Origin of the sequence: Oribacterium sinus (genome assembly GCF_963537195.1) — a bacterium.
GTDB lineage: Bacteria > Bacillota > Clostridia > Lachnospirales > Lachnospiraceae > Oribacterium > Oribacterium sinus_A.
In genome coordinates, this window is record NZ_CAUTEG010000139.1 from 1 (window position 1) to 4,905 (window position 4,905).

Genomic DNA, 4,905 nt, shown 5'->3' on the forward strand with positions numbered 1-4,905 from the left:
CAGCTTCCCTCCGGAGAATTTTTGCAGGATGAAGAGGGAAAGGACATTATGCTGGGGGAGTTGGTTGCAGCTTATTTGCAAGACCCCTATGTAGAGCCGGACTTCTTCCCGGGAGAAACGCCCTATTGGAAGGTGGAACTAAAAATGCCGGAAAGCCTTAAGGCACTGCCTTATAGACTGTCTTACAGTCATAACGCACTGTTTTCGATTTTTCCGAATTGGGGAGATTATTCCCTTACGGCGGTGCATAGAGATTTTGAAGTTTATCATGGACAAGGCATCATTTTGCGACAGCTGGCAAGAAGGAGAAAGCCCTTAAGTAAGGGGGCGCTGATGAACTGGATTGCGGTATTTGGGAAGCTCAGCGATGAAAATGCGGAGGATGCGCTAAAGGCAAACCGGGAAGCCTGGGAAAGAGGCCTTTTGCTTCCGGGACTGGCGGATATTTCCTATCTGGACTGGAGTGGCGGAGAACTGTCCAACCTGGCAAATCTTGCTGCTGCCATGGACTTTATGGCAAATGAGGGGATGCTGAGTTTACTATGGAAAGTAGCCTGCGACGCAGTGGAAGAGTCCCTGAACTCGCCCAGAATCCTGGCCGGAACAGCGGAGATTGTAAAGTTTTTAAGAGATTATCTGGATGAGGTGGTTCTTGCAGTAGAAAAAAATCTTGCTCCCAAAGAAGCATTGGAAATGAAGCCTATCCGCATTTTGGCAGGGAAAAGCGGCTCCTCCAAGGCAGTATCTTATGCAAAAGAAATCCTTGAGAAATTGCTTTCCATAGAGACAGAGCAGATACAGAGTGATAAAAACGCAGGATTAAGAGAAAACTCCGGCCGAAAAGATCATGCGGCTTTAAATGAAGATATAAGCTTAATCAATGATAAAGGCTTAAGAGAGAATCAAGGAACTATAGACAATACATCAAAGAGTAAAACAATAGCTTCCGTAGAGCCCCCTGCTGACTTTGAGAAAGTATGGCTTCCTTTGCCGGAGGGAAAAGAACTTATAGAAGACCATGTTACTTTTCGGGTAAAAGGACTGGAACTTCGAAAAAACGAAAAAGTTTTTCAATTCAACCTGGATTTGCCAGAGGATTCAGACTGTTCCTATCAAGTGGTTATTGCCGGATGGTTATATGGTTTAGCTCACGAGGGGCAGGTTTCAGGAACTAAGATGGACCGTAGGGGAGACCGAAACGACAAAATAGACGCTGAAAAAGAAGTTTGGCTTCATTATGATAAGGAAAAAGGGGAGATTGTAGTCAGCGAATTTAGAAACTGGCGAGGAGGAAATAAATCTCCCTTGGAAGGGGAGGCTACGCCCTATTCCAAACTGTTTTTAAGCTTTGTAGTAGCACTTTTGGCTCAAGATGGAGATAGCATCTACGGGGCAAAGAGTTTGTTTAAAGAATTGGTTCAATCCGGTACATTATCTTTAAAGATAGTGAGAGACATTACAAGACTGCTCTTGAGCTATGAAGAAATCAGTCCTGCAAAGCTTGTACGCATCGTGGAAAAGGAGAGCGAGCTTCTAAGCATTTGCTGGGGTATGCTTTGGGAATGTATAAAAGATGCGGGTGAGAAAACAGCGGAGGCAGGAAAACCGCCTGTCTGGATTAATCGAATTTTAGATATTTGCATTTATTATGGAGCATATTTAAGGGAAGCTGCTAAAAGAGGATCTATTTCGAAAGAAGATGCCCTGTGGCCCGGTCTTTTGGAAATTGCAAACTGCGGTGCGAAGTCTACTGCGGTTAAAAAAGCGAAGGAGCTTGCGGAAATCTTGGGAATCGGCTAAATATAGAGTTAGTAAAGTAAAAAAAGGAGTGTAAAGCATGGAATTACTGGATTACTTGGCATGGAGAAATGATGTTCCCTTATCGGTGTCCCCCTTTAATGAAGTGGACAATGTCATATTTTCCTATTTGTCTTATATCGAATTTGGGAAGTTGCTGGAAAAAGGGGATGGCTTTTTCGATTTAAAAGAGCAGTATGAGCATTTTTGTGAAAAGCATTCCATGGAAGAAATCAAGACCGCAGGACAGTTCACGGAGCGAGCGCCACTATTGCTGCAAAAAATGATGGAGGGAGCGCGTTTTCAGGAAACAAAGGTCGGGTATTATGTGAAGGATTTTGACAAGGACACGGTAAAGCAATTTGCCGCCCTTTGCTTTTTGCTTCCGGATGGCACTTACTATGTTTCTTTTCGGGGGACGGATGAGACCATTACCGGATGGAGAGAAGATTTTCTCATGAGCTGCCAATCGGAAACCGCAGGCTCCAAGGAAGCGGTGAACTATTTCAACAAGGTGGCTAAATCTCTAGAGGGACAGTTTATTCTGGGAGGACACTCAAAGGGCGGAAACTTCGCCATGTATGCGGCAGCCTTTTGTGAACCGGAGCACAAGGAACGCATTGTGCAAGTTTATAACAATGACGGCCCCGGCTTTCGAGAGGAAGTGATTCAGTCTCCGGAATTTCAGGAGCTTTTACCGAAAATTATAACCATTGCGCCTCAGAGCTCTATTATCGGGCAACTTCTGTCCAATCCCGCAAAGCAATATGTGATTCACAGTACGGCAAAGGGCATTTTGCAGCACGATGCTATGACCTGGGAAGCGGAAAAGCATTGTCTGGTCTCTTCAGAACTGGATGAGCTTAGTGAGTACACGAAAACTACTTTGGGAAGCTGGCTGGAAAGCATGGACGATGAGACCAGAGAATCCCTATGCACTACAGCGTTTTCCCTGATTGAAAGTACAAAATCGGAGACCTTTATAGAGTTCTCCGGGAATTTAATGAAAAACATGGAAACCATCTGGAAGGAGATGGGAAAGCTTCCGGAAGATAAGAAAAAAGAAATTATGAATGCTTTAAGCAAGTTGATAGAGAGCAGTAAGCAAGCCGCCGTTTCCCAGATAAAAAGTGGCGGGCAGACGGTGATCAGTCAAATACAGAGTAGCGGACAGGCACTGCTTAGCCAGATGCAAACCGGCAGTCATGCGGCCATTAGTCAGGTGATGGGAAAGACAAAGGAGGAAGGGGAGAAGGTGTAGAGGATAAAACTATCAGTTTTGCTAATTTCTATTTTTTTATATCTTGCCCATCCTTTTTATAACCGCTATAATAATATCAAATCGTGATTTAGTAAATCTGGATTAGATATTTTGCATTGGCGGGAGGTAAAGTGCTTTGTTTATTGGAAGGCAAAATGAGTTAAATTTTTTCAATAACAAATATAATGAAAATGGCGGACAGCTGATTGTTTTATATGGTAGAAGACGTGTTGGTAAGACGGAAACTTTACGAGAGTTTTGTAAAGGAAAGCCCCACGTCTTTTTTTCCTGTACTGAAACAACAGATGCTGTGCAGCTCAGAAATTTTTCGAACTGTATGTTACGAGAGGAAATTCCGGCAAAAAACTATATTTCTAGCTTTCATGATTGGGAAACAGCATTTCGCTCCATTTTGGAGCTTCCTTATGGAGAGGAGAAAAAATTACTGATTATTGATGAGTTCCCCTATATGTGTCATGGAAATAAAAGTATACCTTCTATACTACAAAACTTATGGGATATGGAGCTTAGAGATAAGAATGTAATGCTGGTTTTGTGCGGAAGTGCCATGAGTTTTATGGAAAAGGAATTACTGGCAGAAAAAAATCCTCTCTATGGCAGGGCTACCGGAATCTATAAAATGCGGGAAATGGGCTTTTATGATGCGGCCAAATTCTTTCCGAATTATTCTGCGAAAGATAAGCTGTTCTCTTATGCTATTCTTGGCGGAATACCACATTATTTATGTCAGTGGAATTCGAATTTATCTCTTGAGGAAAATATTAAAAGAAATATTTTGACTAAGGGCTGTATCTTATATAGTGAGGTGGAGTTTTTGCTCCATCAGGAGCTGAGGGAAACGCCAATTTACAATTCCATTATTGAGGCGGTTGCCTTGGGAAATACCAAGCTGAATGCTATTAGCCAAAAGTCTCTTGTTGAGGATACTTCCAAGACCAGCGTGTACCTTAAGAACCTGATGGAACTTGGCATTGTGGAACGAGAATTTTCAGTGGATGCGGGAATAAAAGAACATGGGAATTCCAATAGAGGAATTTATCGTCTGACGGATAATTATTTTCGCTTCTGGTATGCGTTTTGCTTTACGAATTTTTCTCAGCTGGAAGATGGGGATGTGGATGGTGTCTATGAATATTTAGTTAAGCCTATGCTTCAGCAATTTGCCTCCATTACTTTTGAGTCTGTCTGCCATGAGTTTGTTCGGGAAATGCAGAAAAAGAATGCCTTGCCTTTCCGTTATGCCAAAATGGGGAGATGGATGGGAAAGACGACAGTTCGTGATGAGTCCATGCCTAAAGGAGTACGTGTTGCGGAATCGGAGATTGACCTTCTTTGCATTAGTGCCGATGCCAAGCAATACTTGCTGGGAGAATGTAAATTGAAAACAAGTCCATTTTCTTATTCGGAATATTTAGATACGCTGGCAAAGCTTTCCGCCCTTAAAAAAGAAGCGAAGTTCTATTATGCGTTATTTTCGGAAAGCGGATTTGATGAGAAAATCATAGCAGAAGCAAGCGGAAATAATACAATGCTCTGTACTCTGGAGCAGATTGTAAATTACAAGTAATCAGCGAAAAGCATAATAGAAATTTTTCTGGAGTAGTTATGCAAGTTTCAACCAAATTTACCATTGCCTTACACATCTTAAATGCGGTGGAAACCAGTGGGCAGGGAGAGCTTTTTAACTTCCATGAGAAGCCTAACCCCAACTGCCCCGTGGGAAAAAATATTCATAGGATTTTGGATGAGAGTCTTTTGGAAGTGCAGAAAAAGTTTGAAGAAGAACTGAAAGAGCATTCCGTGGCAGAGGTTTATGAGAGGATGGA

2 protein-coding genes and 2 pseudogenes are annotated in these 4,905 nt (G+C 42.5%); all 4 read left to right on the forward strand.

From position 1 onward, the window contains the following. Positions 1 to 1,800: pseudogene (locus tag RYL27_RS10855) on the forward strand (PRTRC system protein E); the annotation flags it as partial. 37 nt (positions 1,801 to 1,837) lie between these two features. After that, positions 1,838 to 3,058: an Mbeg1-like protein gene (locus tag RYL27_RS10860; RefSeq protein ID WP_314967163.1), complete on the forward strand. Its 1,221-nt coding sequence runs from the start codon at positions 1,838 to 1,840 to the stop codon at positions 3,056 to 3,058. Between the two features lie 136 nt (positions 3,059 to 3,194). Beyond that, positions 3,195 to 4,646 (forward strand): ATP-binding protein, encoded by a 1,452-nt coding sequence (locus tag RYL27_RS10865; RefSeq protein WP_314967164.1) that lies wholly within the window; start codon positions 3,195 to 3,197, stop codon positions 4,644 to 4,646. A gap of 38 nt (positions 4,647 to 4,684) precedes the next feature. Beyond that, positions 4,685 to 4,905, forward strand: a pseudogene (locus RYL27_RS10870) (Rrf2 family transcriptional regulator); the annotation flags it as partial.